This window comes from Erythrobacter mangrovi, assembly GCF_013260645.1.
In the GTDB taxonomy this organism is placed as follows: Bacteria; Pseudomonadota; Alphaproteobacteria; order Sphingomonadales; family Sphingomonadaceae; genus Qipengyuania; species Qipengyuania mangrovi.
The window spans coordinates 434,153-460,479 of the sequence record NZ_CP053921.1; the positions used below are offsets into that span (position 1 = coordinate 434,153).

Consider the following 26,327-nt stretch of genomic DNA (forward strand, 5'->3'; position numbering starts at 1 on the left):
ATGACCAAGAGCTTCCGTTTCGCCCTCGCCGCCCCACTTGCGCTGGCGCTTGCCGCCTGCGGATCGGGAGCAGATGACACGGCCTCACTCGAAGGCGATGCGATCGCCGCAATCCCGGCTCCTGAGGGCACGCAATGGATCGACAAGGCTGTGGCGACGCCCGATGGCGGGACCCTGGTTGGCAACCCCGACGCGCCGCTCAAGCTGATCGAATACGGTTCGCTTACCTGTCCGACCTGTGCGCGTTTCAGCATCGAAGGCTCTGACGAACTTCTCAACGACTACGTCAATTCCGGTCGTGTCAGCTTCGAGCTTCGTCAGTTCGCCATCCACGGCCCCATCGACCTGCTGCTGGGCCGGCTGACCAATTGCGGCCCGGTGGAAGCGATCGTGCCGCTGTCCGACCAGGTGTGGAAGAGCCACGAGGCAATCATGCAGCCGCTCACTTCGAACCAGGCCGCCTTTCAAGCCGCGATGGAGCGGCCGATCGAACAGCGCTTCGTGGTTGCGGCGCAGCAGATGGGCTATCTCGATTTCTTCGCCCAGCGCGGCATTTCGGAAGACCAGGCCCGCCAGTGCCTCGCCGATGTCCCGGCGATCGAGAAGGCTGCCGCCGATACGCAGAAATATGCAACCGAGTTCAAGATCAACGGCACTCCGACCTTCGTGCTCAACGGGAAGACGGTCGAGGCCAACACCTGGGCCGCGCTAGAACCCATCCTCCAGCGCGCCGGTGCCCGTTAAGGCGTCGGGGCGGCTGGGGGGCTGAACCGACGATGCGTATCTCGAAGCTCCGGCTGAGCGGCTTCAAGAGCTTCGTCGAACCTGCCACGCTGCATATCGAGCCGGGGCTGACGGGTGTCGTCGGCCCCAATGGCTGCGGCAAATCCAACCTGCTCGAAGCAATTCGCTGGGTCATGGGCGAAAACTCGCCCAAATCGATGCGCTCGGGCGGGATGGAAGACGTCATCTTCGCCGGCACGCAAAGCCGCCCGCAGCGCGACTTCGCCGAGGTTGTCCTGCATGGCGCCGACGATGAGGGTGAAGAGCTCGAAGTCGTCCGCCGGATCGAACGCGGTGCCGGCTCGGCCTACCGCCTCAACGGGCGTGACGTTCGCGCGAAGGACGTCGCGCTGATCTTCGCCGATGCGGCGACCGGCGCGCACAGTCCGGCGCTGGTCAGCCAGGGCAAGATCGCCCAGGTCATCGCCGCCAAGCCCCAGGAACGGCGGATGATGCTGGAAGAGGCGGCAGGCATCGCCGGCCTGCACGTCCGCCGCCGCGACGCCGAAAGCAAGCTGCGGCAGACCGAGACCAACCTTGAGCGGCTCGAAGACATCATGGCCGGGCTCGATAGCCAGATCACCTCGCTGCGCCGCCAGGCCAAGCAAGCCGAACGCTACACCAAGCTGTCCGACGAGATCCGCACGGCCGAGGCGCGACTGGTATTCGCCCGGTGGCGCGATGCGGCAGCGGCGGCCGAAGAAGCCAAGCAAGCCGCGCAGGCCGCCGAAGCGCGGGTTGCAGAGATGCAGAAGGCCGCGGACGAAGCGCAAAAGGCGCAACGCTCGGCTGCCGAAGCGCTCGCCGAAGCGCGTGACGAACATGCCGACCGGCGCGATGATGCCACGGCCCATGGCCACCGCATGGCAACCCTGACCAGCCAGCTTGAGGCGGCGGAAGAACGGCTTGCCGATCTCGACCGGCAGAAGGCGCGGTTGGAGGCCGATCGCGGCGAGGCCGATCGCCTGACCAAAGACGCTGCCGAGGCGCTCTCTCGGCTCGAACGCGAACTGGCCGCGAGCGAAAAGGCTCTGGCCGAAGACGAGACCAAGCGGCCCGGCTTCGAACGGGCCTATGACGATGCCGAGAGGGCCAGCCGTGCCGCCGAACTGGCGCTGGCCAAGGCCACCGCGGACAATGCAGGCGTGGAGGCCGAGTGGCGCGTCGCCGAGGCCGAGATTGCACAGGCCCGCGCGCGGCTCGATCGGGCCGAAGCCGAAGGCCGCCGCATGGCCGAACAGCGCGGTGCCCTGGCGAACGAGAATCCCGACGCCGATGTGAACGCCGCGAAGGCCGCTCTGGCCACCGCGACCGCCACTTTGGCCACCCGCCGCGCCAGCCTCGAGACCATGCAGGCGCGCAAGGCAGAGCTGCAGGCGCTTCGCGACGATGCCTCCTCCGCGCTGGCCGAAGCCAAGGCGGAACTTTCGGGCGTGCAGCGCGAATGGGAAGCGCTCAAGCGCGATCGCGATGCGCGCGAGCGCGCCGCGGAGAAGCGCAGCGGGCGCAAGCAGGCAATTGACGGCGTCCGCGCGGCCAAGGGCTACGAGCGCGCCGTCGCGGCCGCGCTGGGTCGCGATGGGCGGGCACTGCTGGGCGCGCCAGAGGGCGACGCGGAAGGTCGCTACTGGACCGGGGCGGCTGCCCCCGCACCAGTCGAGGGCGGCCTTGCGGCCCACGTGGAAAGCGCCCCCGATGAATTGCGCGCCCTGCTTGCGCTGGTCCATGTCGCCGAGAGCGACGATGGCCGCACGCTGGCGCCGGGGCATGCGCTGGTTACACTGGCAGGCCAGTTGCGTCGCTGGGACGGCCTTGTGGTGCGCGGCGAGGGGTCGGCCGAAGCCGCGCGGCTCGAGGCGGAGAACCGTTTCGCCGATCTCGAAGCGCGCCTGCCCCAACTGCGCGAGGCCGCCGACCGATCGCAGACAGCGCTCGATACCGCGAGCACTGAACTGGCTCAGCTCCAGCGCGACCTGATCGCTGCAGAGCGCGAGTTGGCTACGGCAGCCGAGGCGGAACGGCAGGCATTGCGTGCCCTCGACCAGGCCGAAGCAGCTCGCGAACGGCTCGCTGCGAAGCTCGGCGAGCTCGCCCGCGCAGAACGCGACCATGGCGAGGTGATCGCCGCCTCCCGCGCGGAGCTATCCGCGGCAGAGACTAAGCGCGACGCCTTGCCCGACCCGGCAGCCGGGCGGGCCGCGCTCGAGGCTGCACGCGCGCAGAATGAAGCCGCGCGATCGCTGCTCCAGGCACGCGCGGCGGAGCTGGCCGCGCATGACCAGGCGCTGGCAGTGGCGCGCGAACGGGCCAATGCCCATCGCAGCGACATGGCCGGATGGCAGGCGCGTTCGGGCGATGCGGCCCGGCGGCTGTCCGACATGCAGATCCGCGCCGAGGAGATCGAGCAGGAACGCGCCGTGGTCGCGGCCAAGCCCGAAGGCCTGATGCGCGAGATCGAACAGGGCGACGTAGTGCGCGAACGCCTGGGCAAGGAACTCGCCGAGGCCGAAGCGGCAGTCTCCGCTGCAAGCGAGGTTGCACAGGCTGCAGAGCGCGCTTTCGCCACCGCCAATGAGGCCCTGGCCGAGGCGCGCGAAAACCGCGCCGGCTTGGCCGCCCGCGCCGAAAACCAGGACGGCCGACGGATCGAAATGGCGCGCATTTCGGGCGAGCGCTTCCAATGCCCGCCACCCCTGCTCGCCGAACGCTTTTCCTTCGACGACTCCAAGATCGGCAGCGCCGATGCCGAAAGCGAGGAGATGGACCGCCTCACGGCCAGTCGCGAGCGTATCGGTCCGGTCAATCTCGTCGCGGCCGAGGAACTCGAGCGGATCGAGAGTGAACACGGCGCCAATGCCGAGGAGCAGGCCGAGTTGCGCGAGGCGGTCAGCCGGCTGCGCGGATCGATCGGCAGCCTCAACCGCGAGGGTCGCGAGCGACTGCGCATCGCTTTCGAGCAGGTCGGCACCCATTTCCGCCGCCTGTTCACCCGCCTGTTCGAAGGCGGCGAGGCGCATCTCGCGCTGGTCGACAGCGACGATCCGCTGGAAGCGGGTCTTGAGATCTTCGCCCAACCGCCGGGCAAGCGCCTGCAGTCGCTCACCTTATTGTCGGGCGGCGAACAGGCGCTCACTGCAACCGCGCTGATCTTCGCCCTGTTCCTGACCAATCCCGCGCCGATCTGCGTGCTCGACGAAGTCGACGCGCCGCTCGACGATGCCAATATCGATCGATTCTGCGACCTGCTCGACGCCATGGTCCGCGAAACCGACACCCGTTACCTCATCGTCACCCACAACGCCGTGACGATGAGCCGCATGCACCGCCTGTTCGGCGTGACGATGATCGAGAAGGGAGTGAGCCGGCTGGTCAGCGTCGACCTCGGCGCGGCCGAGGAACTGCTCGCGGCGGAGTAGCGACAACCGCTGCCCCATGTCCCGCTATTGGTTCTGCAGAGAATTTACCTGAAGCTGCTGGTAGATGCTGAGCCTGTCGGCAATCTGCCAGTGGCCAGTAATGCGATCCGCGGCATCGAAACCATAGACCGTGGCTCCTGACATGCGGACCGGCTTGCCGGTCGCGGGGTATCCCGGCAGGTCGCCGAGATGAGTGGCGGCCCAGAGCCAGGTCATCGCCACGCCATCACCGTCGGCATACATTGCCTGGATGTCGAACATTTGGTCGGGAAAGGCTGAGCGGGAGATCCGAACGCGTTCCTTATAGGCGGGCAGGTCCAGTGTCCGACCGTCCCATGGATCGCCAGGATCGTGATGGATCGTATAGGCAGGCGAGAGGAACGCGTCGGCAGCCTCGAGATCGCCCTGGTCCCATATCAGGCGAATGAAATCGGCAAGGCGTCGCTTTCGAGACATGTCATGCATCATGGCAGGTTTCCTGTTCCTGCGGGTCGGCAAGCCTGAGGGCAAAATCGCGAACCCCTTCGGGCCAGGAAGCCATGCGGGCAGCAAAACCCGGTCCATCCCCCGCGAACAGGGCGCGGATCGCCTCTTCATAGCCGGGCAGGTCGCCAGCCTTGGCGGCAAGGAAGCGATAGGCTCGCTCGCGGGCCGAACGCTGCGCTTGGCCGCGATCAGCACGGCGCGCCTCATCGACCAGCTTGCGTAACACTTGGGAGACGCTGCCCGGTTGCGCGGCCAGCCATTCCCACTGCCGCGGGAGCAGGGTGACTTCGCGCGGAACGACGCCGAGCTTGGGTCGGCCGCGTCCGCGGGACTGGGCTTTGCCCTGGGTCGTTGCAGCCCTGGCCTCGACCGGTTCGCTGTCAGCCAGTCGCCTGATGGCATCCGCAGGGGTTCCGCGCAGATCGAGGTCGATCACCCGCCCGCTGGCGTCGTCGAAGACAAGCACCGGGTCCTGCGCCCCGTCACCAGCGCGGGTCATGACTGCCATCACCACCTCGACCAGCGGGCCAGTGGCGAGTTGGCAGTCACCGACAAAGGCGGTGCAGGGTTGAGAGAGTCGATCGGTCATCCCTCCTATTATCCGGGTAGAATTCACAGAGTCAATATTACCCGGGTAATATTGTGAATTGCGCATCCTGCCGCTATGGGCGGCCAAGGTATAAGGAAACGACTCATGAAGACCCAGCATCGCAAGGCCGCGATCGCGAGCTACAAGGATCGAACGATCGAAAGCGGCATCTATGCGATCCGCAGCCGCGCCTCAGGCCAGGTGTGGGTCGGGAGCGCACCCGACCTGTCGACCATCCGCAACCGCGTGTGGTTCACGCTCAGGCAGGGCGGCAATCCCCATCGTGCGCTGCAGGCGGCATGGAATGCCGGTGGCGACGAGGACCTGTCATTCGAGATCCTGGAAGTTCTGGAGGAGGACCTCAGCCCGTCAATGCGCAGTCACGTGCTGCGCATGCAACTGGGGCATTGGCTCGAAGAACTGGGCGCTGCGAGGATCTGACCGAGGTCAGGCTGCGAGCGCGCGCTTGAGCTCGTCGCGGATCGCCTTGAGGCGTGCGAGGATATCATCCCCGGCTGGCTGCGCGTCAGGCGAAGCCGCCAGCGGTGCGGCCGAGGGCGGGCTCGAAGCTTCTCCTGCCCCGCCCTTCAGCGCCGCCTTGGCGCCTTTCAACGTATAGCCTTCGCGATTCACCAGCCGATCGATCGTCTCGATCAATGCCACGTCTTCGGTCCGGTAATACCGCCGGCCGCCGCTGCGGGTCAGTGGCTTGAGCATTGGGAACTGCTGCTCCCAATAGCGCAGGACATGCGGTTTGATCCCGGTCGCCTTGGCCACCTCGCCAATCGTGCGCAGCGCGCCTTCGTCCTTGCCGTCTTCGAATACCGCCATGCCTTGCGTTCCTCTGGCCTCAGCCGTTGGCAATGCGTTCCTTGAGCAGCTGGCTGGCGCGGAACGTCATAACCCGGCGTGGGGTGATCGGCACTTCGACCCCGGTCTTGGGGTTGCGGCCGATTCTTTCCTTCTTGTCGCGCAGCACGAAACTGCCAAAGCCCGAAATCTTCACATTCTCGCCTGCCGACAGCGCGTCGCACATCTTCCCCAAGATCGCTTCGACCATGTCGAGCGACTCAGCCCGCGAGAGGCCCATCTTGCGGTTGATCGTTTCGGCGAGGTCGGCTCGGGTGAGCGTGCCAACTGAGCGCATGTTATCCATTTCCCTTCCCCCGGTGCGACCCTGAGTGAAGTTCGTCAGACAAACTAAGGGTTTGTCACACGAATCGCAATGTTGACGTTAGTTTTTTCGACTGGCGCTACATGCGGACCAGCGAAGCACCCCAGGTGAAGCCGCCGCCCATCGCCTCGAACATCACCAGGTCGCCTGGCTTGATGCGTCCATCACGTACCGCGACATCGAGCGCGAGCGGCACCGAAGCGGCCGAGGTATTGGCGTGCTGGTCGACCGTGACCACCACCTTTTCGGGGGGCAGGTCGAGCTTGCGCGCGGTCGCATCGAGGATACGGGCATTGGCCTGGTGGGGTACCACCCAGTCGATATCCGTCGACTTGAACCCTGTATCTTCAAGGACTTCCTTGAGCACGTCGGCAAGGTTCACCACGGCATGACGGAAGACCTCACGCCCTTTCATCCGCAGCTTGCCGACGGTGCCCGTCGTCGAGGGGCCTCCATCCACGAATAGCATGTCACAGTGCGCGCCTTCGGCATGCAGGCGGCTGGAAATGATTCCCGGGCCATCCGCTGCAACGTCCTGCGCCTCGACCACCACCGCACCTGCACCATCGCCGAACAGGACGCAGGTAGTCCGGTCTTCCCAGTCGAGGATGCGGCTGAAAGTCTCAGCCCCGATCACAAGCGCCTTTTTCGCCATGCCGGTCCGCAACATCGCATCGGTGGTGGTCAGCGCATAGAGAAAGCCCGAACAGACCGCCTGGACGTCGAAGGCGATCCCGCCGCCGCAGCCCAGCGCGGCCTGGACCTGCGTTGCCGTGGCAGGGAAGGTATGGTCAGGGGTCGCCGTCGCCAGCACGATCAGGTCGATTTCGCTCGCATCCATACCCGCCGCAGCGAGCGCGGCGCGGGCGGCGGCAGTGGCCAGCGTCGACGTCGTCTCGCCCTCGCCCGCGATATAGCGCTGGCGGATACCGGTTCGCTCGACAATCCATTCATCCGAAGTGTCGACCATCTGCGCCAACTCGGCATTGCTAACGCAGCGTTCGGGCAGCGCCGAACCGGTTCCCCGGATTACCGAACGGATCACTTAGCAACCAACCCTTCTGTGCCCACTTCGCCCAGATCGTGGCGGATGCGGTTGAGAATATCGTCTTCGAGCAGTCGCGCGGCGACCTCTACCGCATTGGCAACGCCCTTGGCATTCGCGCTGCCATGGCTCTTCACTACCACGCCATTGAGGCCGAGGAAGACCGCGCCGTTGTGGTTGTTCGGATCGAGGTGGTGACGCAGCAGCTCGGTCGCGGGGCGCGAAACGAGGAAACCGATCTTCGAACGCAGGCTGGAAGTGAACGCACTCCTCAGCAGGTCGGTCACGAAGCGCGCAGCACCTTCGATCGCCTTAAGCGCGATATTGCCCGAGAAGCCGTCACACACGATCACGTCGCATTCGCCGCGATTGATCTTGTCAGCTTCGACGTAGCCTTCGAAATCCATGGCGAGGCCGGTGGCGGCGCGCAGCGCCTCGGCGGCGGCCTGGATGTCCTCGGTGCCCTTGGTTTCTTCGGTCCCGATGTTGAGCAGGCGCACACGCGGCCGCTCGCGCCCCGTGACGATTCGCGAATAGGCCGCGCCCATGATCGCGAACTGGACCAGGTTGCGCGCGTCGCAATCGCGATTCGCACCGAGATCCAGCATGATCACGTCGTCGTCGGTCAGCGTGGGCAGCAGCGCGGCGAGCGCCGGACGGTCGAGCCCGGGCATGGTGCGCAGAGCGAGCTTGCTCATGGCCATCAGCGCGCCGGTATTCCCGGCGGAAACGGCAGCACCGGCATGGCCCTGTTTCACCGCATCGACGGCCAGGCCCATGCTGGTGGTCTTGGCGCGACGCAGCGCCCTCGAGGGCTTTTCATCGCCCGCGATCACATCGTCGCAATGAAGGATTTCGGAAGCACCCGTCATACCCGGATGATTCTCGAGCGCGGCCTTGATGCGCGCTTCGTCACCGACCAGCAGGAACTTGAACTTGTCGTGGCGCCGACGCGCAAGCGCGGCACCCTCGACCATCACGCGCACGCCTTCATCGCCGCCCATCGCATCAACAGCGATACGCGGCAAACTCATGTGCGTCTCCGGATCTTAGCTACGGTCTTAGAGACCGACGGCGATGATTTCGCGTCCGTTGTAGTGGCCGCAGTGCGTGCACAGGTTGTGCGGACGCTTCAGCTCGCCACAGTTCGAGCACTCGTGGAAGGCTTCAGCCTTCAGCGAATCATGCGCACGACGGTTGCCGCGGCGGTGGGGCGATACTTTCCTCTTGGGGACGGCCATGGCGGCACCTGTTCCTCAAACAATTTCGATACGATTTCGGTGGCCGCCCTAGTGGAAGGTCCGGCAACGCACAAGAGCGCGTGAACCCGAATATTCCCGACCGTGGCGGTGAAGGCGGGCGCTATAGCGAATTTTGCGGGGGATGCAAGCCGCGTGGCACCGCTTCCTGCGTTGCCTCGGCCTGCCCCTCCGCCTAGCACTTCCCGGGTCTGCATACAGACATAATCGAGAGGAGGGATCGCTTGGGTATTTTCCTGCCGGTAACACTAACGGCGGCCGCGGCGGCCGCAATCATCAATCTCTGGCTGGCCATCCGCGTCGGGCAGATGCGGGTGAAGCAGAAGGTTTCGATCGGCGATGACAGCGGTGGCCCGTTGACCGCGCGGATGCGAGCCCAGCTCAACTTCGTCGAGAACACGGCCTTCGTGCTGATCCTTGTCGCGGCTATCGAGCTTTCGTCCAAGGGCGGCCAGTGGCTCACCTGGGTCGTGGCAGTCTACATGCTTGCCCGTGTGGCACACGGGCTGGGCATGGATGGCGGCGCACTTGCCAAGGGGCGTTCGATCGGGGTGATCGTCACCATGCTGACGCAGCTCGGCCTGGCCGTGGTCGCCACGCTGATCGCGATGGGCGTGATGTAACTCTCGAGTCGGGAGGGGGCCTTCAGCCCAGCGCGTAGTCGCTGACAAAGGCGTTGGTCTTGCGCTCCCGACCGAAAGTGCTGGTGGGGCCGTGGCCGGGAATGAAGGTCACGTCCTCACCCAGCGGCCAAAGTTTCTGCGTAATCGAATCGATCAAGTCCTGATGGTTACCCATCGGGAAATCGGTGCGCCCGATGCTGCCCTGGAACAGCACGTCGCCAACGATGGCGAACTTGGACGGGCGGTGGAAGAACACCACGTGCCCGGGCGTATGGCCGGGACAATGGATGACCTCGAGCTCGAGTTCACCCACGGTAACCGTGTCACCATCCTGCAACCAGCGATCGGGTTCGAACACCTGCCCGTTCACACCATAGCGCGCACCATCTTCGTCGAGGCGGCTGATCCAGAAACGATCGGCCTCGTGCGGCCCTTCGATCGGTACGCCGAGTTCCTTGGCAAGGATGCCCGTCTCGCCACAGTGATCGATATGGCCATGCGTGACGAGCAGCTTTTCAATCGTCACCCCGGTTTGCGCGATCGCCGCGCGCAATTTCGCCAGGTCACCGCCCGGGTCGACCAGCGCGCCCTTCATCGTCTTGGTGCACCATATCAGCGAGCAATTCTGCTGGAGCGGGGTGACCGGAACGATGCCGGCTTTCATCGGAGGCTGGGTAGCGGGTTCTGTCATGCAACCGATTGTGGGGAGAATGCGGTCCGCCCGCAAGCGCGAGTTCGCGGGCCCGTCGATTGCGCTTACCGGACCTAGCGACTAGCCTGCGCCCATGAGACGTCTCGCCGCCCTCCCCCTGCTCGTCCTCACGCTTGGCTGCACCACGACTTCCGACGAGCCTGTGCCGCCGATAGTCCAGAGCGAGGCGTTCGCATTCGTCGAAGATCAATGCAGCGGCTGCCATGCGGTCAGGCCAGGCGCCGAATCACCCAATCCGCGCGCGCCGTCATTCGAAATGGTCGCCAACGACATGGGCTTCACCCCGGTCACACTGCACGAATTCTTCCGCGACGGGCATGACGTCGCCGGCCAGATGCGCATCCAGCTGTCCGAGGATAACGCGATCCTTGCGCGCGACTACATCATGTCGCTCAAGCACGATCGTTAGGTCGCGCCCCGTCAGAAGGGCAGTTTCGCTAGGTCGGGTTCGATCCAACCGCGCCTCGCAGGTACGCTGAACAGCAACTCGCGCGACCAGTGCGTTGGGATCCAGTCGGAACGGCCGTGCGGGGTCTTCTGTCTGCTGTAGCTGGCGGTCGATTGGGTCAGCACACAGGCGCGCAGGGAACCGCCGCCATTTTCGGGCAGAGTCCTTGCTCGACTGTGGAGGCGACGTATCGGACCATGCGCGGCGGATTGGATGACAGCAATGCCGAGGCAAGCATCTGGGCAGCGTCGCAAGACCCCCTAGCAGCCTGCACGGCACCCGGATCCACATGCCCAATCGCCATTGCGCCACCCGTAGCCAAGCGATAGGCCGGAGCAGAACGATTGATTCAGAGGTTTTGCGGATGCGTTCAGTCTTGGCCCTCGCGCTCCTAGCGCTTACCGCCTGCCAAACAGGCAAACTCGCCTCGGCCCCTGCCCCTGCACAACCCGACGCAAGTCAGGCTGAAATACCTGCGCTCGTCGAAACGACCTGTTCGAGCTGCCATGCCATCCGCCGCGACGAACTATCTCCGCTCACACGCGCGCCCAGCTTCGTGGATATTGCGAACTCGCACGGACTCACGCACGACACGCTGGTTGCCTACCTCAGCGATGCTCACAATTATCCTGACGTCATGGATGTCGAACTCGATGCCGCGGACGTCGAAGCGATTGCGAATTACATGCTGACGCTGCGCAGCGAGGACTATCGCCGCATGCCGTCCTGAAGAGCCGCGCGCTCAGATGCGCCCGCTCTTCCATACGACGCGACCAACCACCTCAATTTCTTGGAGGGCGAGCTCAATCGGAGCATAGGCGTCATTGGCGCTGATCAGGGCGACACGGCCCGGACCGCGCGCCTGGATCTGCTTCACGTGCAATGCATCGCCGATGCGGACAACGTGAATGCCTTCTCCCGCGCGCTTGTTGCGATCGACGAAAATCTCGTCGCCGCTACGCAACAGGGGCTCCATGCTGTCACCTTCGACCCGGATAGCCGATAGGTCTGCCCCCTCCAGCCCCATCTCACGCAACCACCGACGGCTGAAACGGAAATGGTCGAAGGAAATTTCTTCCGCCGAGAAAGCGCCCGGTCCCGCCGATGCATCGAGCGGAAGCCGGGGAACATCGATCCAATCATCAACCGGCGAGGCTCGATGCTGCAAGGGGTCATGGTACCGGGCTTCGTCGAAACGACGCGTCTCGATCACATGGGGCAAAACCCCGAGAAACTCCGCAATCCGACGCAGGTCAGGCTCGTCCAGGTGCCGCGGGCTTCCGCGCGTGACATATTGCTGGAGATAGGCCGGGTTGCGCCCGATCAGGCGCGACAAACCGGCAAGACTGGCACCGCTGTCGCGCACCAGATCCTGCAATCGCCCCCGAGCGTTCCGCTCATCTTTCGAAAGGCCTTCCATCATCCTTCCTATACCATAGGATTTTTCCTAGACAAGTAGGATTTCGAGTGGAACAAACTAGGAACTTAAGGCACGAATCGCCTTTTCCTGCAACCGCTTGGGGAGAGTCCGCATGCTGATCCGATCGATCGAAAAATTCCTGCGCTACCACGAAATGCCGCCGACAAAGTTCGGCCGCCTTGCAGCGCACGACCCACGCTTCGTGCTTGATCTCAGGATGGGACGCGAGCCGCGCGACCGCACGGAACAGCGCATCCGTGGCTTCATGGAAGGCTTCGAGGCTGCACGCAGCGAAGCGAGCAAGGAGGCGGCGCATGTCGGCTGAAGGGAAGGTTTCGCGTCCCCCTCGCCTTCGCCGCACCGTGACTGATCGCCTGCGAGTTGCCGTGTTGCAACTGGCCGACCATCAAGCACAGGTGATCTCCCACAGCGAGACGCCCTGGGCCAGCATCACCTTCGCCGGAACGCGACACCTGTTGGCACTGGTCTTCGCAGGCGACACGGCTGTCGAAGCAGGCGAGCGCTTCATCGCGGCGCTGCCCGAACACGAGTTCATGATCCCCGGCCAACTTGTCGCGGATGCTACCGTGGTGGAGGCCGAACATCGCCTGTTCCCCTCGCCCCGGCTGAGCGCGACATGCGAACTGCTGCTGCTTGAGGAGGGGTAGCTTCGGAGAAGCCACGCAAGATTCGCAATTTTCGCAGCCATTCCCTAGGGTCATTCCGCCTGGCAGGGTCGCTCTGAGTTCTGGGGTGCCAGGTCAACCAAAATTGGGAGACCCATCATGCATAAGATTGTCACCATCGCCTTGGCCAGCGCCCTGGCCAGCATTCCGACGGCGGCGCTTGCCGAGCACCACGAAGAAGGGCCGACGATCCGCGAGAACGCGGAATACATGGAGGTCGTGCTGGTCGATATCAAAGCCGGCAAACGCGATCGTGCCGAAGAGATAATCGAAAACTACTTCCAGAAAGCCACCAAGGCTGCGGGCACGCCGATGCCCTATCTCGTGCACCTGCAGACGGGTGAATGGGACTTCATCGTCGCATTCGATCTCAAGGATGGGCCGATCGAGTATACCTACACCGGCTCGCCCAATCGCAAGAAGTGGTGGGCAGCGATGGTGGAGATCGCCGGCGGCGAAAAGCAAGCGCAGGCCGTCTGGGATGAGTATCAATCGCTCGTCGTGCGCAGCACCTCGATGTTGGGGCATCACCACAACGACGAAGAATAGGCTCGCGAGCCGAGCAGGGAAAACGCCGCCCCAGTCACAACCTGGGGCGGTGTGCCTCAGGTCCGCCGGATCACCAGGTTGCGGATCTCGGTCATGTCCTCCATCGCGAACTTGATGCCTTCGCGGCCAAGGCCCGAGTCCTTCACTCCGCCATAGGGCATGTTGTCGACGCGATAGCTGGGAACATCATTGATCACCACGCCACCGACTTCGAGCCGGTCCCACGCGTCGAACATCTTGAACAGGTCGCGGGTGAAGATGCCCGCCTGCAGGCCGAATTTGGAGTGGTTCACTTCCTCCAGCGCCTCGTCGAAGTGCGAAAACTTCTGCAGGATCGCGAGCGGACCGAAAGCTTCCTCGTTGAGCGCCTTGGCATCCCGATCGACATGTTCGAGCAGAGTCGCTTCGAGCATGTTGCCTTCGCGCGCCCCGCCGCACAGCAGCTTTGCGCCGCCCTCAACCGCCTCGTCGATCCAGCCCTTGAGGCGCTTCGCTTCGCCTTCTGAGATCATCGGACCGATGAAGGTGTTTCGGTCTTTTGGATCGCCCGCGACCAGCGTCTTGGTTTTTGCGACGAGCATGTCCCTGAAGCGATCGTAGACGCTTTCATGAATGATGATCCGCTGCACCCCGATGCAGCTCTGCCCGCTCTGGTAGAAGGCACCGAAAATCACCCGCTCGAGCGCATCGTCGAGATCGGCGTCATGGTCGATGATCACCGCCGCATTGCCGCCCAGTTCAAGCACGACCTTTTTCTTGCCGCTCTTGGCCTTGAGGTCCCAACCCACCCCCGGCGAACCTGTGAAGCTGAGCAGCTTGAGCCGCTCGTCTTCGGTGAAGAGGTCGGCACCGTCACGGCTGGCAGGGAGGATCGAAAATGCGCCTTCAGGCAGATTGGTCTCGGCCAGCACCTCGCCCATGATGATCGCGCCGAGCGGTGTCTTGCTGGCGGGCTTCATCACGAAGGAGCAGCCCACGGCGATTGCCGGGGCGATCTTGTGCGCGGCTAGATTGAGCGGAAAATTGAACGGCGAAATGAAGCTGCACGGCCCGATCGGGTAGCGCTTCCAGATCGCCTGGTAGCCCTTGGCGCGCGGGCTGATGTCGAGCGGCATGGCCTCGCCATACATGCGCACCGATTCCTCGGCGGCGATGCGGAAGGTGTCGATCAGGCGAGTAACCTCGCCTTCGGAGTCTTTGATCGGCTTGCCCGCTTCGACGCAGAGCGCATAGGCGAGCTCGTCGAACCGTTCCTTGAAGCGGTCGACACAGTGCTGCAGCACCGCCTGCCGCTCATAGCTTGCCATGCGCGCCATGGGTTCGGCGGCGCGAACCGCCCCGGCAATGCCCTCATCGATAATGTCCGGCGTCGCCAGCGCGGTCCGAAAGGCGACCTCGCCGGTGAACTTGTCGGTCACTTCGAGATCGGTGTTGGGCAGGACCGCCTTGTTGTTGAGGTAGAGCGGGTAGGTATCCTTGAGCTGGGGCATTCGTGTCCTCCGTTACCCGACCAGCCTCACAGCTGCTTCGACAGTTCCTTGATGTCCTTGTTGAGGATCTTGTCGTTCTCCGAATAGTCGACCGGGCAATCGATCAGGTGGACGCCGGGCGTATCGCGGCAATGAGCAAGCAGCTTGCGAAGATGATCGCTGCTTTCGACCCGGTGGCCCTTCGCGCCATAGCTTTCGGCATATTTGACGAAGTCGGGATTCCCGTAGGTGAGGCCAAAATCTTCGAAGCCCATGTTCGCCTGTTTCCAGCGGATCATGCCATAAGCATCGTCGCGCAGGATCAGCACGGTGAGATTGAGGCCCAGGCGAACCGCGGTCTCCATTTCCTGGCTGTTCATCATGAAGCCGCCATCGCCGCAAATCGCCATGACCTTGCGCTTGGGGTAGAGCATGGCGCTCATCATCGCGCTTGGCAGGCCGGCACCCATTGTTGCGAGGGCGTTGTCAAGCAGCACGGTGTTGGGCAGGTAAGCGGTGTAGCCGCGCGCGAACCAGATCTTGTAGACGCCATTGTCGAGGCAGATGATCCCGTCTTCCGGCATGCAGTCACGAACCTGCTGGACGAGATGCGGCGGAAAGATCGGGAAGCGCGCATCCTCTGCCAGCTTGCCGGTGTGTTCGAGCTCGGCATGGTGATAGCGCTTGAGGCTGCCGCTCTCCCAGTGATCCTGGCGCGAAATCTCTTCCTTGATCTGCCAGATGGCATTGGCGATGTCGCCGATCACCTCGATCTGCGGGAAATAGACCGGGTCGACTTCTGCCGACCGGTTCGAAACATGGATCACCGTGTGCCCGTTCGCACGCATGAAGAACGGCGGCTTCTCGATCACGTCATGGCCGATGTTGACGATGCAATCGGCCTCTTCGATCGCACGGTGGCAGAAATCCCCCGCCGAAAGCGCGGCGCAGCCGAGGAACAGCCGGTGGCGTTCGTCGAGCACGCCCTTGCCCATCTGGGTAGTGACGAAGGGGATGCCGGTCTTCTCGACGAATTCGGCGAGCATCTTGCCGGTCAGCTTGCGATTGGCACCCGCGCCAACCACCAGGATCGGCTTCTTGGCCTTGGTCAGTGTCTCGACCGCCATCCGGACCGCCTTGGGTTCGGCACTGGGGCGGCGAGCCACGCTGCGCGGGATCGGGCGCGAGGAGGTCGGTTCTTCGGCAATATCCTCGGGCAATTCGAGGGGGACCGCGCCGGGCTTCTCTTCCTCAGCCAAGCGATAGGCTTCGCGCACGCGACTGGGGATGTTGTCGCCCGCGTGGAGCTGGCGAGTATACTTGGTGATCGGATACATCATCGCGACCACGTCGAGAATCTGGAACTGCCCCTGCTTCGACTTCTTGATCGGTTTCTGGCCGGTGATCATCATCATCGGCATGCCGCCGAGCTGCGCATAGGCCGCCGCCGTGACGAAGTTGGTCGCGCCGGGGCCAAGCGTAGCGATGCAGACGCCGGTCTTTCCGGTGTGGCGACCATAGGTCGCGGCCATGAACCCCGCGCCCTGTTCGTGCCGGGTCAGCACCAGCTTGATCTGCTTCGAGCGACTGAGGCTGTCGAGAAAGTCGAGGTTCTCCTCGCCGGGTACGCCGAAGATATACTCGCAGCCCTCAGCTTCGAGACATTTCACAAAAAGGTCGGACGCTTTCTGAGTATCGGTCATGGTACGCGAAATCTCCCCCTGGCGCCGTCCGCCGGCACCGCTTCAATCGCGACCATGCAATGCCCGTCTACGGGTCTTTCGTTACGCCTAACAGACACATGGCCGCGAGTCAGTAGCCCAATGCGAGATCGAGTTGGGGCTCGACCGGTTCGCCGCGCTGCCAGCGTTCGAGGTTTTCGACGAAGCGGTCGGCAGAGCGCTGGAACATTTTGGTCTGTGCCCTGCCCGACAGGTGCATGGTGACCTGTGCGTTGTCGAGTTCCCACAGTGGGTGGTCAGGCGGCAATGGCTCGGGATCGGTTACGTCGAGCAGTGCTGCTTCGATCTGCTTCTTGCCGAGTGCAGCCACCAGGGCGCCCTGATCGATCACGTCGCCACGGGCGATGTTCACGAGCACGGCATTTGCGCGCATTGCCGCCAGTTCCGCTTCGCCGATCATATGACGAGTTTCGGGCGTCGACGGGACGGCGATCACCACCCAGTCGAAGGTGCCCAGTTGGCCGCGCCAGGCATCTGGCGTCAGCGCTCCCTCGGCCCCTGATCGACGCACCGGAACCACCTCCATGTCGAAGGCCTCGAGCCTGGTCTTGATCAGCTTGCCGATTGCACCAAGGCCCAGCAGCAGCACGCGCTCGCCCGACAGTTCACGCTTGCCCGGACTGTCGAACAACCACTCGTGGCGGTCCTGCGCACGCACCACCTCGCGATAGCCCTTGGCATGGTTGAGCATCAGCATGACGGTATATTCCGCTATGGTGATCGCATTGATCCCCACGCCGTTGGTTACCACCACACCACGCTCCGCCAGCACGTCGAGCGGCATGAAATCGAGCCCCGCATAGATCGAGTTGAGCCATTTGAGATTGGTTGCCGCGTGGGCAATCTCGATCATCGGTTCCTTCTCGTTGAGGTCGAACCAGCCGATCTCCGCCTGTGGCGCGAATTCGAGCGCCTGCTCCTTACTCATGAACCACATCGGCTCGACCCAATCGGGCAGGCGCGGCTCGACGAGCGGACGGATCAGGGCAGACAGGACGGCTTTGGTCATTTACTCACCTCTCGCATGAACAGGGTCGAGCACGATGCGGACGGAGGCGTCAAGGAAAAGGCGCAAACCCGCATGCCTCACGCGGCAATCGATCACTTCATGGGCGAAACCTACGCTTCGCAACTGCTCGCAGAGGCCTGTGCGCGCGAAGCCGACTTCGCCCGCACCGAGGTCACCTCGGACGAGGAACCACGCGCGCTCGATCTGGACGCGCGCCGGTCATGGACGCTCCGGGGCGGCAGCGCGCTGCTGAATCGATTCGAAGCCCAGGTGCGCAGCCAAGCCGACGGCTTGCTCGCAGCGGTCGGGATGGCGCCCATCGCCGACCTTGTTCTCGAATGCGGACTGTTTGCGCATCGCCACGGCGACTATTTCCGCAGGCATATCGACTTGTTCGCAGCCGAGCGACGGCGACATGCGACCCATGACCGGATCGCGACGCTGGTCTATCATCTGCACATCCAGCCGAAGCGGTTTGGGGGCGGGGAGCTCGTGCTCTATTCCCTCGCCGGCGCAGCCGGGGCCCTGCGACTGCCTCCCGAGCACGACCGGCTGGTGGTGTTCCCGGCTTACCTGCCGCACGAGGTTGAGCCGGTCTCCGTTCCCGGCGACGCATTCGCCCACGCACGCTTTTCGATCAATTGCTGGCTCGGCCGGCCGCGCGGGTGAGCCTCCAAAGGGGCATCAACCCTTGGCGAACCGCTGCTTGCGCGGGCCAGCGATCGCAAGGATCGCGTCCGCGACTTCCGAGGCATTCTGCAGCACATGGCTGGGGGGAACCTGCATCACATCGACGCGATTGGCCTCCTGCCAGGCATCCCGCGCGGCATGGGTTTTCGACCTGAACGGGTCGGCCTCGATCTCGATCGCGAGGTGTGCGGCCTCACAATAGAACGGCAGGGTGAAGCCATCGGTCTCGAAGTCGCGAACGAACTCCAGACCTTGCGGCGCATCCTTGAGGTGTTGCCAGAGAAGGGTCTGCGGGTCGGCCATGTCAGAGCTTCCATTCCCACCCGAGAGGATCGCCGTCCATCACTTCGACGCCGTGCGAAGCCAGCTCGTCGCGGAGAGTGTCGGAGGTAGCGAAGTCCTTCTCGGCACGCGCCTGCCTTCGGCTGGCCAGGATTTCCTCAATCTGGGCTTCCGCGATCACGACCGACTTGGGGCGGATGCGCAGATCGGAGCGTTCCAGGTCGAACAAACTAAGCCCCAGCACGCGGTCCATATCCTCGATCACCGCCCGCTTGATGCCCGCATCGACCTTCTTGACCGCCAGCGCCTCTTCCAGCGCGACAATTGCGACCGAGGTGTTGAGGTCTTCGGAAAGCGCGGCGTCGAACTTCTCGCGTATGGGGACAAACTTCGGGTGCCCGGCGTCGCCCGTGGCGACGTCGCGCAGCGGTGCTACCGCCATGACGATCCGCTTCAATCGGGTCAGCGCGGCGCCCAGCCCTTCCCAACTGAATTCCAACTCACTGCGGTAATGCGCTTGCAGGCACATCATGCGGTAGGCGAGCGGGTGGTAGCCCTTGTCGATCAGCAGCTGCAGGCGCAGGAATTCGCCCGCGCTCTTGGACATCTTGCCGCTGCGTTCGACCAGGAAGTTGTTGTGCATCCAGATGCGCGCACCGCTGTTCTCGGCCAGGTCGAGCCCATTGGTGCAGCAGAAGGCCTGGTTTTGGGCGATCTCGTTGGGGTGATGGATCTCGCGGTGATCGATCCCGCCGGTGTGGATGTCAAACGGGAAGCCGAGCAGCTCGCCGCCCATCACCGAACATTCGAGGTGCCAGCCGGGAGCACCGCGCCCCCAGGGGCTGTCCCATTCCATCTGGCGTTTCTCGCCCGGCGGGGTCTTGCGCCAGATCGCGAAATCGGCGGCATTGCGCTTGCCTGCGACCGCGTCGATCCGGCCCTCACCGTCTTCCGTAACCGCACGCGCCAGCCGCCCGTAATCGGCGACGCTTGAGACATCGAAATAGAGGCCGCTATCAAGCTCGTAGCAGTGCTTGTCCGCAATGCTCTTCGCGAACTCGAGCATGTCCTCGATGTAATCGGTCGCGATCGACCACTTGGCCGGCTGGCGGATATTGAGCGCCTTCACGTCCGCCCAATAGGCCTCGGTATAGTGCTTCGCGATATCCCAGATCGACTGCGCTCGCTCGGCAGCCATCTTCTCCATCTTGTCCTCGCCCGCATCGGCATCGTCGGTCAGGTGGCCGACATCGGTGATGTTGATGATGTGGGTGAGCTCGTAGCCCTTCCAGCTCAGCGTACGGCCCAGCACGTCGGCAAACACATAGGCGCGCATGTTGCCGATATGCGGGTAGTTATAGACCGTGGGGCCGCAGGTGTAGACGCGCGCCTCACCCGGATGGACGGGGGTGAAGGTCTCTAGCTCGCGGGTGAGCGAGTTGAACAGCTTGAGCGGGGTAGCGGTCATTGTCGTGCGGCAATAAGGGCACCCTCGCAGCGGTCAAGCCGCGAGCAACGCTGCGCCCCTACTGTGCCGCTTCAGGCTGCTCATTCCGGACGGAACAATCGGGGGCGTCAGTGCTGCCGCCGACGCAATAGCTCTCATCCTGCCAGAAATCGTCATTACCCGCGCCGGTCACCGGTTCATCGATCAGCGGATCGTTGCGGAACTCATCCTGCTCGGCGAGCTCGATCAGCATAACGCCCGGCGCCGGCGCGAGCTCTTCGGGGTCGAGGATAATCTTCTTGATGAGATCCTGGACATCGTCAGGCGGGATCTTGTTGCCGAATCTGCAGGCTGCGGGGCTGATGATCAGGCAGCCGTTGATGGTCGACCGCGGATCGTAGCTGGCCTGGATATCGGTAGCTGCGATAGCGTCGATACCCTGCGCCTGGCCTACGATACCATTGATCACGATCGGCATCACCGTGCCGGCCGAATCGGTCAGCACCAGCGAGCCGACCACGATCCCGCGGCGGTCATCGAACTCCGTCCCCGGTGCCGTGTTCTGGATGAAGACGCTGCTGGCCGAAGTCGAGATCGTCAGGGCTTCCGCCTGGATTACGCCATCGGGGCGATCGACACCGTCGTTCAGCGCCAGCCGGTCGCTGATCTGGTCCAGCGACAAACCATCGAGATCCGCCAGCGCCTCATCGGTCACCGCGTAGACGTCGGTCGCCGAGAGGAACACTTGCCCGGTGGCCGCGCCATTGGTGTCTGCCAACCGCAGGTTGCCGATACGCAAATCGATCCGCAGCACCTGCCCGGCGTCGATCTCCAGCGCGGTGTTCGGCCCCGCTCGATCGACCAGCAGGGCGCCGTTCACCAGAACCCCACCGTCGGTGCTGAAACTGAGCGTCCCACCGATCCCGATCTGCCCTGCATTCGCACTGTCGCTCACGCCAACAGTCAGATCGCCAATTATCAGCGCAGACCCCGCAGCCGAGGGAGCAATGGCGTCAAAGCCGAGATTGCCACTGCCGAATATCTGCCCGATCTCCCCATCGCTCAAGGCGAAGCCTGCGGCAGTTCCATCACCGCCCAGTGTCATCGGCCCGGAACCGTCGCTGCCGATAAGTATGTCGACCGTACGGGCAGCCTCACCCAACTGACCGGTTGCGGTGATATTCATATCCGCGCTGCGGGTTGAAATGGTCTGGCCAGTAGCCAGGGCCTCGATCGAAATCAGGCCGCCCGCCGCCATGGCAAGGCCTTGATCCGCATAGAGATCCCCGGTCACGACGATATCCTGCGCGGCGAACAAATCGACAGTCAGGCCGCTTGTCGCCGGGCCGGGAGGTCCATCTACCACCGGCAGGATCAGGAGATCGCCGCCGTCTGCCGCCAGGGCAACCGAACCCGTCGCCTGTGCGAACTCGACCGCCAGGTCTCCTGCCGCACGTACGTCGATACCGCCGTTTGTTGCATTGGCCTGCAACGTCAGCGATCCGGTCGAGCGCAGGAATATGTCGCTGCCATCCGCATAGATGAAGTCGGCCGTTGCGGAACTGACCCGTACCGGCCCGCCATCGGCAAAGAGTGTCGCAAAAGGCGAAACCAGATCAGCCAGATCGATGCCACCCGGTCCGGCCGCGAAGAACGCGCCGATATTGGCCTGGGCAGTCCCGGTTCCGGTGATGCCCTGGCTGGCGCCGAAATCGAGGAACCCGCTGGTGGTCGCATTGTCGAAGAGGATCGAATTACCTGCCTGCGCTGCGAAGTTGCCGCCAGCTGAGCCGGTCCCGAACTGGATATCGCCCGCCGAGTTCAGCGAGACGGTTCCACCCGCCGCAAGTGACCCGGTGCCGCCGAAGGGATTTGTTGGAGCGAACGGTCGATTGGCCAGGAGCCCGCCCGTGATACTGCCCACGGTCGAGGTCAGTGAAATCGTACCGGCGGCGGCAAGGTCGTCGAATTCGATCGACTCGGCGGTCACGTCGATCGAGCCCGCGCCGGCCGCGCTCGTCGTTCCGAGATAGGCGGTACCCGTGTTTGCGGTAAGCTGGATGGCCTGCCCAGGGGTGACAATCGATCCAATCGAAATATCACCGCCAGCGATGATATTTACACCGATCGCGGCGCCCTGGACCAGGCTACCCACCGTGAACGAACCCGGCGCTGAATAGGAAGCCTCAAGCGCCCCGCCGACACCCGCCACCGTCGTCAACTGGCCGCCGGCATCGATCAGCGCGGCATTGATATCGCCGGTCACGGTAATGCCGATGTCGTTTGCGGAAACCAGAGAAGCCGAACCGAGCAGGCTTCCGGCGGCGGAAATCTGGATCAGGTCCGATGTGATCGTGGCATCCAGCAGGTTGACGTCACCGGTCAGGCTGATCGCCGAGAATTGGCTTGTCGCGTTCAACGATGAAGGAAGCCCGACGGTGCCGAAAGTAAGGTCCTGGCGGGTCGTGATCAGGATCGTATCCGCGTTCGCATCCCCGGTTTCGGCATAGAAAGCGATCACATCATTGTTGCTCGCCTGGCCGATTTCGATCCGGTTGGTCGCACTGACCGCCCCGAGGCATATATTGCCTTCGAGGCAGGGGTCGGTGAGCAAGCCGTCGTCGTCGCGCTGGGCAACGCCGGCTCCCGGGGCGTCGTTGATATCCGCCGCGATGTAAGCACCGGTCAGCACCCCACCCGTACCAAAGATCGCATTGGCGGTGAGCACCGCAGCGAAAGTGTTCGAATTGATCGTCCCGGTAGAGACGATCGAGGAAATCGGGCTGGTTATCGGCGAAACCAGTTCGGATCCGCTGATGTCGCCCGCCAGCAGGAACAGGTTGTTGGGATTGGAGAACAGGAACGCCGGGTTCACCGCGGTCGCCGGATTGGCCGCAGCCTCCACCAGTGCCCCGGACCCGATAATGATATCGTCCCCGGTCCGCACCAACAGGCCGTTGTCCGAAATCGTGCTCGATCCAGGGCCGAAGACTGCCGTACCGCCCGCCTCGACCTGGATATAGCCGGTCGAGGTAACGGTCCCGGTGATTTGCGCACTGTAACTCGGATCGAACTGTTCGACCTCGCTGTTGTCGTCACCGCCTGCAGTGATCGTCAGGCCCGAGACGACCAGCGACAGCGCGCCGATGGGTACGATCGTGGGTGCGCCACTAACCGAGGCGTTGTTGACAGTGTTCCCGAGCCCCGCGGACAGGTCCATGAACCCGACACCGCGAATGTCATCGACATCGATGGCTCCTTCGGCCCGCACGATCACGGTATCGTCGCTACTGACGATGGCACCGCTGCCGATGGTGAAATTTCCGCCAGCAGTCGCGGTGAATGCGCCAAGGCTGTCGATCGACAGGGTTGGTCCCGCGTTATTCGCGTGGTTTACCGTTATCGAACCGAGTGCCGACAGCGTGGTGACACCGGCGGCATCGAGCTGTCCGGTCCCCGCGAAGTCGAACAGGATATTGCCATCGACATCGACGATGACGTTTCCGTTGACGGTGATAGGCCCACTGTCACCGGCCATGGTGAAATTGCCCGGCGTGCCCGATCCGCCCGCCGACACGGCGAATAGCGATCCCAGGGTGATCAGACCCGCAGGATCGGTCGATGCATCGGTGATGGTGATCGCGCCGCCAGTCGTCGGAACTGTAATATCCCCGCCACCCGCAAGGCCGCTGGCATCGATGCCAACTGAGCCCAACGAAATGACGCCAGGACTGCCCTCCAGTGCGCTGAGCGAAACCGTACCACCGGAACCTGAGCCGTTGATGCCATCGGGGCCATAAGAGCCCGGCGCGCTCGGATTATAGGCGTATCCGCCAACTCCTGCCGCGCCGCCGGTGCCGGTCGAAGTCAAATCGATACTACCGCCGACCAGCGTCCCCCCTTGCGCCACCAGGCTCAGCGAACCGCCGAAACCCGCGCCGCCATCACCACCGGCGCCGGCCGTTCCACCATAGCTGCCGCCACCGTTACCGCCCGCGCCGCCATAGCCGTTGGCCGAAAGCAAATCCGAACCTGAGGGGATTTCAAGATAGGCACCGGTGCGCGATTCGATCGTCAGCGAGCCGCCGGTGCCATCGCCGCCGGAATAGCCGTTGGTCCCGCCAATGCTAAACCCATAGACCCCCGCGGCCCCGCTTCCGCCAGTCCCGGTAACATCGAGGAACAGGGTGTCGAGCCCTGTCAGCGTGGTCCCAGCGCCGCGTGCGGTCAGTGTGATCGAACCGCCAAAACCCGCGCCCCCCGCGCCCCCCGGATAGGGCCCCGAACCATAATAGCCGGAACCTCCATTGCCACCCGTACCGGTAGCCGACAGGTAGATCGACGAAAGTCCGGAGATCGTGGAACCGGTGTCGACGACAATCGAGCCGCCTCGCCCTTCACCGCCATTGCCGCCAGGGCTGGAAAAGAATGCGTTCGTGCCATCTTGCCCGACGCCGTCAGCCACGACGGTCAGGTCGGTGACCGACAACGCTCCGGTATTGGTGATGTTCACGTCGCCACCAATGCCGGCACCGGAAGTGCTGGATGGCCCACCGCTCGCCCCGTGGCCCGAAGTATCGATATTGACCGAGCCAAGGTCCGCCGATCCACCGATAATATCGATGGTTACCTTACCCCCGGTTCCATCGTAGGTCGTACCCGAGGTGTTTGCGGAATAGCCCGACGCGGCCTGGGCACTGCCGAATATCGACAGCCCGCCGATCGAGACCGTCGAACCGACGAAATCGATGTCGACGTCCCCGGCCGTGGCTGGCGCGCCATAGGAATAGCCGCCCTCGATCGGTCCGGCATCGGTCGCAATCGTGAGGTTTCCGGCGATGGTAAGGGTCGCGCCGCTTCCCACCGATAGAGTGACCGTCCCGCTCTGAACCTCGGAAGACTGGTAGGGGCTCGTCCCCTCGATGAAGCTCGAATAAGTCGATGTGTCGAGCCTCGCCCGGCCGCCCACGGTGAGTGATGCGCCATCGGCCACGGTAACCTTGATATCGTCGGAGACCGCAGGCTGGATCGGGCTACCCGAATAGAAAAGGCTGGTACTGATCGAAAGATCGCCGCCGATCGCCACACTTCCCGACGCCAGGGCGCCCGCCGGGTCGTTCCCCGCAAACAGACTGAAAGCGCCCGATCGATCCGGCCGACCGTCGAACACCGACAGATCGCCGTCGATCTTCACCGTGCCGCCGGCTTCCGCACCGATCGAGACCGAATTGGCCTCGACCGAAAGGCTCAGCGGGCCCCATCCGTCCGTGCCCAGTGAGATAGCCTCACCCGCACCCGCGATGATCGACACGTCGTCGAAACCGTAGATCCGGGTTCCCGATGTAAAGGCAGTGCCAGTAATCGTCACCGAATTGGCCGGGCTATCAACTGTGCTCGGCAAGGTGGCGAACGGATTGTCCACGCCGCTGATGATGACCGAGCCGTTCGATCCCGCCGCGGCGGCCGCTGCCGCGTCGTATCCGACACTGCCCGATATCTCGAGCGTCAGAGCACTGTTCGGCGCGAAGAATTCGATGAAATGCGGATCGGCCGAAAGGACGTTACCGTTGACGTCCTGAACCTGCAGCGAAGCCACCCCGCCGGTCGATCCCGTGTGGACCAGGTAATTGCCGTCGGCCGCCGCGCCTTCGATGGTCAGCGGATCGCCATCGAGATCGATCACGCGCGCGTCGAGCCCACCCAATCCATCGAGCAGGATGGTCCCGGAATCGGTCACGAAATAGGTCGTGCTACCATTGACCCTGACCGAACCGTGCTGTTCGATCGTGGGTGCGACCACCGCAAAATAGCTGGCATCCTGCGTCAGGTTGATGGTTGCGCCGGCGTCGATGTAGACCGACGAGAAATCCTGCGGTGCGCCGGTAAAGTCGATCTGCCCGGCGGTGATTGCGTTCACGTCGCTGGTCGTCAGGACCAGGCTGCCCACGTTGATCGCGGCACCATTGCCGACGAGTATGCCGCCCGGGCTGTAGAACCAGATCTGCCCGGCGCGGGTCGCACCGTCGATCAGCGTGCTCGCGACCTGGCCGTTGATCGCAATTCCCCGAAAATTACCGGCAGAGTCCGGTGTTCCGAAAATGCGGTTCAGCACCACGAAATCGGTGTCAGGACCGCGGAAATTCAGCGAGGTGCCTTCGGGTACGAAGTTCACATAGGCGGTCGTATCGGCAAGCGTCGCTGTATCGAAGGTCGACCAATTGATGATCGCGGCTGTCGTATCGACATTGATCGTGTCCGAATTCGCCGTGCGCGCGCCCCATGAGACGCCTGCAGGCAAGGTCGGTGTGCCCTGCACAGCCTGGGTTTCGTCCACTCGGGGAGCCACGGTCGGAACCACCCCGCCCTTGCCGTGTGCCGGGGCACCGAAACAAAGCCCGAGCGCGATCGCCATGCCGGAGCCCTGCGTCAGCCACCGCGAGCGACGCACACCGGTTCCCGGATTGCGACCGGAGGCAGCGAGTTGGCGCTTGGTCATGA

At 63.7% G+C, this 26,327-nt stretch carries 25 protein-coding genes; 10 read left to right on the top strand and 15 right to left on the bottom strand.

The window, feature by feature from the left end; all coding sequences use genetic code 11:
- Both HQR01_RS02220 and smc read left to right on the top strand, forming a co-directional pair.
- A complete protein-coding gene (locus HQR01_RS02220) occupies positions 1–744 on the top strand; it encodes a DsbA family protein (RefSeq protein WP_173212164.1) in 744 nt (247 codons plus the stop codon).
- Between the two features lie 32 nt (positions 745–776).
- Positions 777–4,199 carry a chromosome segregation protein SMC gene (gene smc / locus HQR01_RS02225; protein ID WP_173212165.1) on the top strand — a complete coding sequence of 1,141 codons (3,423 nt, stop codon included), beginning with the start codon at positions 777–779 and terminating at the stop codon, positions 4,197–4,199.
- Positions 4,200–4,223: 24 nt separating this feature from the next.
- Here smc and HQR01_RS02230 read toward each other — a convergent pair whose 3' ends face one another.
- Positions 4,224–4,667, bottom strand: a complete 444-nt coding sequence (locus tag HQR01_RS02230) for an ester cyclase (RefSeq protein WP_173212167.1) — start codon at positions 4,665–4,667, stop codon at positions 4,224–4,226.
- Positions 4,657–5,274, bottom strand: a complete 618-nt coding sequence (locus HQR01_RS02235; protein ID WP_173212169.1) for a DUF2239 family protein — start codon at positions 5,272–5,274, stop codon at positions 4,657–4,659. Before HQR01_RS02235 ends, HQR01_RS02230 begins: the two co-directional genes overlap by 11 nt.
- Before the next feature lie 105 nt (positions 5,275–5,379).
- Between HQR01_RS02235 and HQR01_RS02240 the strand changes: the two genes are divergently transcribed.
- A complete protein-coding gene (locus HQR01_RS02240; RefSeq protein WP_173212171.1) occupies positions 5,380–5,715 on the top strand; it encodes a GIY-YIG nuclease family protein in 336 nt (111 codons plus the stop codon).
- Positions 5,716–5,721: 6 nt separating this feature from the next.
- On the opposite strand, the gene HQR01_RS02245 is transcribed toward HQR01_RS02240, so the two are convergent.
- The 5 genes from HQR01_RS02245 to rpmF all read right to left on the bottom strand — a co-directional run bounded on the left by HQR01_RS02245 (position 5,722) and on the right by rpmF (position 8,734).
- A complete protein-coding gene (locus HQR01_RS02245) occupies positions 5,722–6,105 on the bottom strand; it encodes a MerR family transcriptional regulator (RefSeq protein ID WP_173212173.1) in 384 nt (127 codons plus the stop codon).
- A 19-nt stretch (positions 6,106–6,124) separates the two neighbouring features.
- Positions 6,125–6,421: an integration host factor subunit alpha gene (locus HQR01_RS02250; RefSeq protein WP_173216071.1), complete on the bottom strand. Its 297-nt coding sequence runs from the start codon at positions 6,419–6,421 to the stop codon at positions 6,125–6,127.
- A gap of 106 nt (positions 6,422–6,527) precedes the next feature.
- The gene (locus HQR01_RS02255; protein ID WP_325064527.1) at positions 6,528–7,493 is read right to left on the bottom strand and encodes a beta-ketoacyl-ACP synthase III; all 966 of its coding nucleotides are present in this window, start codon (positions 7,491–7,493) and stop codon (positions 6,528–6,530) included.
- Positions 7,490–8,527, bottom strand: a complete 1,038-nt coding sequence (gene plsX, locus HQR01_RS02260) for a phosphate acyltransferase PlsX (RefSeq protein WP_173212175.1) — start codon at positions 8,525–8,527, stop codon at positions 7,490–7,492. The genes HQR01_RS02255 and plsX overlap by 4 nt, the downstream gene beginning before the upstream one ends.
- 27 nt (positions 8,528–8,554) lie before the next feature.
- On the bottom strand, positions 8,555–8,734 hold the full coding sequence (rpmF, locus tag HQR01_RS02265) for a 50S ribosomal protein L32 (protein ID WP_173212176.1): 180 nt from the start codon (positions 8,732–8,734) through the stop codon (positions 8,555–8,557).
- Positions 8,735–8,976: 242 nt separating this feature from the next.
- Between rpmF and HQR01_RS02270 the strand changes: the two genes are divergently transcribed.
- The gene (locus tag HQR01_RS02270) at positions 8,977–9,375 is read left to right on the top strand and encodes an MAPEG family protein (protein WP_234030220.1); all 399 of its coding nucleotides are present in this window, start codon (positions 8,977–8,979) and stop codon (positions 9,373–9,375) included.
- A 22-nt stretch (positions 9,376–9,397) separates the two neighbouring features.
- On the opposite strand, the gene HQR01_RS02275 is transcribed toward HQR01_RS02270, so the two are convergent.
- Complete coding sequence (locus tag HQR01_RS02275; RefSeq protein WP_173216077.1) at positions 9,398–10,039, bottom strand: MBL fold metallo-hydrolase; 642 nt, start codon at positions 10,037–10,039, stop codon at positions 9,398–9,400.
- A 121-nt stretch (positions 10,040–10,160) separates the two neighbouring features.
- Here HQR01_RS02275 and HQR01_RS02280 point away from each other — a divergent pair, with 121 nt between their 5' ends.
- Both HQR01_RS02280 and HQR01_RS02285 read left to right on the top strand, forming a co-directional pair.
- Positions 10,161–10,496, top strand: coding sequence for a hypothetical protein (locus tag HQR01_RS02280; protein WP_173212178.1), 336 nt, complete (start codon positions 10,161–10,163; stop codon positions 10,494–10,496).
- Positions 10,497–10,899: 403 nt separating this feature from the next.
- Entirely contained in the window at positions 10,900–11,265 is a 366-nt protein-coding gene (locus HQR01_RS02285) for a c-type cytochrome (protein WP_234030221.1), read from the top strand.
- Positions 11,266–11,277: 12 nt separating this feature from the next.
- Here the strand turns inward: HQR01_RS02285 and HQR01_RS02290 are convergent, their stop codons facing one another.
- Positions 11,278–11,901: a LexA family transcriptional regulator gene (locus HQR01_RS02290; RefSeq protein ID WP_234030222.1), complete on the bottom strand. Its 624-nt coding sequence runs from the start codon at positions 11,899–11,901 to the stop codon at positions 11,278–11,280.
- 166 nt (positions 11,902–12,067) lie between these two features.
- Between HQR01_RS02290 and HQR01_RS02295 the strand changes: the two genes are divergently transcribed.
- From HQR01_RS02295 to HQR01_RS02305, 3 genes are all read left to right on the top strand, one after another.
- Positions 12,068–12,280 (top strand): hypothetical protein, encoded by a 213-nt coding sequence (locus tag HQR01_RS02295; RefSeq protein WP_173212181.1) that lies wholly within the window; start codon positions 12,068–12,070, stop codon positions 12,278–12,280.
- The gene (locus HQR01_RS02300; protein WP_234030223.1) at positions 12,270–12,623 is read left to right on the top strand and encodes a hypothetical protein; all 354 of its coding nucleotides are present in this window, start codon (positions 12,270–12,272) and stop codon (positions 12,621–12,623) included. Before HQR01_RS02295 ends, HQR01_RS02300 begins: the two co-directional genes overlap by 11 nt.
- A gap of 117 nt (positions 12,624–12,740) precedes the next feature.
- Entirely contained in the window at positions 12,741–13,190 is a 450-nt protein-coding gene (locus HQR01_RS02305) for a hypothetical protein (protein ID WP_173212182.1), read from the top strand.
- Between the two features lie 56 nt (positions 13,191–13,246).
- Here the strand turns inward: HQR01_RS02305 and HQR01_RS02310 are convergent, their stop codons facing one another.
- The 3 genes from HQR01_RS02310 to HQR01_RS02320 form a co-directional block, all read right to left on the bottom strand.
- Complete coding sequence (locus HQR01_RS02310) at positions 13,247–14,680, bottom strand: aldehyde dehydrogenase family protein (protein WP_173212183.1); 1,434 nt, start codon at positions 14,678–14,680, stop codon at positions 13,247–13,249.
- A 26-nt stretch (positions 14,681–14,706) separates the two neighbouring features.
- Positions 14,707–16,362 carry an acetolactate synthase large subunit gene (locus HQR01_RS02315; protein WP_173212184.1) on the bottom strand — a complete coding sequence of 552 codons (1,656 nt, stop codon included), beginning with the start codon at positions 16,360–16,362 and terminating at the stop codon, positions 14,707–14,709.
- Positions 16,363–16,471: 109 nt separating this feature from the next.
- Complete coding sequence (locus HQR01_RS02320; RefSeq protein WP_173212186.1) at positions 16,472–17,410, bottom strand: D-2-hydroxyacid dehydrogenase; 939 nt, start codon at positions 17,408–17,410, stop codon at positions 16,472–16,474.
- Between the two features lie 15 nt (positions 17,411–17,425).
- Between HQR01_RS02320 and HQR01_RS02325 the strand changes: the two genes are divergently transcribed.
- A complete protein-coding gene (locus HQR01_RS02325) occupies positions 17,426–18,079 on the top strand; it encodes a 2OG-Fe(II) oxygenase (RefSeq protein WP_173212187.1) in 654 nt (217 codons plus the stop codon).
- 15 nt (positions 18,080–18,094) lie between these two features.
- Here HQR01_RS02325 and HQR01_RS02330 read toward each other — a convergent pair whose 3' ends face one another.
- Genes HQR01_RS02330 through HQR01_RS02340 form a run of 3 tightly spaced genes read right to left on the bottom strand, consistent with a single transcriptional unit; the run spans position 18,095 to position 26,325 of the window.
- Positions 18,095–18,403 carry a DUF559 domain-containing protein gene (locus HQR01_RS02330; protein WP_173212189.1) on the bottom strand — a complete coding sequence of 103 codons (309 nt, stop codon included), beginning with the start codon at positions 18,401–18,403 and terminating at the stop codon, positions 18,095–18,097.
- Position 18,404: 1 nt separating this feature from the next.
- Positions 18,405–19,850: a cysteine--tRNA ligase gene (gene cysS, locus HQR01_RS02335; protein ID WP_173212191.1), complete on the bottom strand. Its 1,446-nt coding sequence runs from the start codon at positions 19,848–19,850 to the stop codon at positions 18,405–18,407.
- A 58-nt stretch (positions 19,851–19,908) separates the two neighbouring features.
- Positions 19,909–26,325 carry a hypothetical protein gene (locus HQR01_RS02340; protein ID WP_173212193.1) on the bottom strand — a complete coding sequence of 2,139 codons (6,417 nt, stop codon included), beginning with the start codon at positions 26,323–26,325 and terminating at the stop codon, positions 19,909–19,911.
- Positions 26,326–26,327: the final 2 nt, after the last annotated feature.

Excerpts from the sequence above, each read along its gene's own strand:
- HQR01_RS02340 (WP_173212193.1), bottom strand. The coding sequence starts at position 26,325 with ATGACCAAGCGCCAACTCGCTGCCTCCGGTCGCAATCCGGGAACCGGT.
- HQR01_RS02300 (WP_234030223.1), top strand. The coding sequence starts at position 12,270 with ATGTCGGCTGAAGGGAAGGTTTCGCGTCCCCCTCGCCTTCGCCGCACC.
- smc (WP_173212165.1), top strand. The coding sequence starts at position 777 with ATGCGTATCTCGAAGCTCCGGCTGAGCGGCTTCAAGAGCTTCGTCGAA.
- HQR01_RS02275 (WP_173216077.1), bottom strand. The coding sequence starts at position 10,039 with ATGAAAGCCGGCATCGTTCCGGTCACCCCGCTCCAGCAGAATTGCTCG.
- HQR01_RS02235 (WP_173212169.1), bottom strand. The coding sequence starts at position 5,274 with ATGACCGATCGACTCTCTCAACCCTGCACCGCCTTTGTCGGTGACTGC.
- HQR01_RS02330 (WP_173212189.1), bottom strand. The coding sequence starts at position 18,403 with ATGGCCGACCCGCAGACCCTTCTCTGGCAACACCTCAAGGATGCGCCG.
- rpmF (WP_173212176.1), bottom strand. The coding sequence starts at position 8,734 with ATGGCCGTCCCCAAGAGGAAAGTATCGCCCCACCGCCGCGGCAACCGT.
- HQR01_RS02245 (WP_173212173.1), bottom strand. The coding sequence starts at position 6,105 with ATGGCGGTATTCGAAGACGGCAAGGACGAAGGCGCGCTGCGCACGATT.
- HQR01_RS02285 (WP_234030221.1), top strand. The coding sequence starts at position 10,900 with ATGCGTTCAGTCTTGGCCCTCGCGCTCCTAGCGCTTACCGCCTGCCAA.
- cysS (WP_173212191.1), bottom strand. The coding sequence starts at position 19,850 with ATGACCGCTACCCCGCTCAAGCTGTTCAACTCGCTCACCCGCGAGCTA.
- HQR01_RS02325 (WP_173212187.1), top strand. The coding sequence starts at position 17,426 with ATGAACAGGGTCGAGCACGATGCGGACGGAGGCGTCAAGGAAAAGGCG.
- plsX (WP_173212175.1), bottom strand. The coding sequence starts at position 8,527 with ATGAGTTTGCCGCGTATCGCTGTTGATGCGATGGGCGGCGATGAAGGC.
- HQR01_RS02220 (WP_173212164.1), top strand. The coding sequence starts at position 1 with ATGACCAAGAGCTTCCGTTTCGCCCTCGCCGCCCCACTTGCGCTGGCG.
- HQR01_RS02230 (WP_173212167.1), bottom strand. The coding sequence starts at position 4,667 with ATGATGCATGACATGTCTCGAAAGCGACGCCTTGCCGATTTCATTCGC.
- HQR01_RS02315 (WP_173212184.1), bottom strand. The coding sequence starts at position 16,362 with ATGACCGATACTCAGAAAGCGTCCGACCTTTTTGTGAAATGTCTCGAA.
- HQR01_RS02320 (WP_173212186.1), bottom strand. The coding sequence starts at position 17,410 with ATGACCAAAGCCGTCCTGTCTGCCCTGATCCGTCCGCTCGTCGAGCCG.
- HQR01_RS02280 (WP_173212178.1), top strand. The coding sequence starts at position 10,161 with ATGAGACGTCTCGCCGCCCTCCCCCTGCTCGTCCTCACGCTTGGCTGC.
- HQR01_RS02295 (WP_173212181.1), top strand. The coding sequence starts at position 12,068 with ATGCTGATCCGATCGATCGAAAAATTCCTGCGCTACCACGAAATGCCG.
- HQR01_RS02305 (WP_173212182.1), top strand. The coding sequence starts at position 12,741 with ATGCATAAGATTGTCACCATCGCCTTGGCCAGCGCCCTGGCCAGCATT.
- HQR01_RS02240 (WP_173212171.1), top strand. The coding sequence starts at position 5,380 with ATGAAGACCCAGCATCGCAAGGCCGCGATCGCGAGCTACAAGGATCGA.
- HQR01_RS02310 (WP_173212183.1), bottom strand. The coding sequence starts at position 14,680 with ATGCCCCAGCTCAAGGATACCTACCCGCTCTACCTCAACAACAAGGCG.
- HQR01_RS02250 (WP_173216071.1), bottom strand. The coding sequence starts at position 6,421 with ATGCGCTCAGTTGGCACGCTCACCCGAGCCGACCTCGCCGAAACGATC.